We start from the raw sequence: 776 nt of genomic DNA on the forward strand, positions 1-776 counted from the left end.
GTGGCGATGGCGGCCGATGTGGGGCAATCGTTGTCGTCGATCGATGTGCTTGATGGGGCCGAGCATGCGCGTGTGGATGCGGTCGGTAATCGGGCGGTTTTGACCAAACCCGCTAGGGCCGCGTCGATTCCGGTGTTGTTCGCCGAGCAGGTCGCGCGGGTGCCGCAGGCGGTGGCGCTGCGCTTCGGGGATACGTCGATGACCTATCGGGAATTGGATGCCGCCGCGCAGCGGTGGGCCCAGCTGCTGGCCGGCCACGGCGTGGGCCCGGGCCAGTATGTGGCCCTGTTGTTGTCCCGCTCGGCGCAGGCCATCGTGGCGATGCTGGCCGTGCTCAAGACCGGGGCCGCCTACGTGGCGATCGACCCCGCGGTCCCCCAGGCCCGGCTGCGCTTCGTGCTCACCGACGCCGCACCCGCGGCGGTGCTCACCACCACCGAAGGCGCCCAGCGCCTGAGCGGGTGCGCGGTGCCGGTGATCGACCTCAACGACCCCGCCCCCGATGCCCAGCCCAGCAACACGTTGCCCACACCGGCGCCGGCCGACATCGCGTACCTGATCTACACCTCGGGCACCACCGGCACCCCCAAAGGCGTGGCCATCACCCACCACAACGTGACTCAACTGCTGGAGTCCCTGGACGCCGGGCTGCCCGCGGCGGGCGTATGGACACACAGTCACTCGCTGGCCTTCGACGTCTCGGTGTGGGAGATCTTCACTCCGCTGCTCAGGGGTGGGCGCCTGGTCGTGGTCCCCGAAACCGTGACCGGATCGCC

At 69.8% G+C, this 776-nt stretch carries 1 protein-coding gene; it reads left to right on the plus strand.

Going from position 1 to position 776, the window contains the following annotated elements:
- Positions 1–776: AMP-binding protein (locus A5708_RS17565; RefSeq protein ID WP_231117943.1), on the plus strand; the 776-nt coding region annotated here is incomplete at both ends.

Source organism: Mycobacterium colombiense (genome assembly GCF_001672755.1).
Taxonomy (GTDB): domain Bacteria; phylum Actinomycetota; class Actinomycetes; order Mycobacteriales; family Mycobacteriaceae; genus Mycobacterium; species Mycobacterium colombiense_C.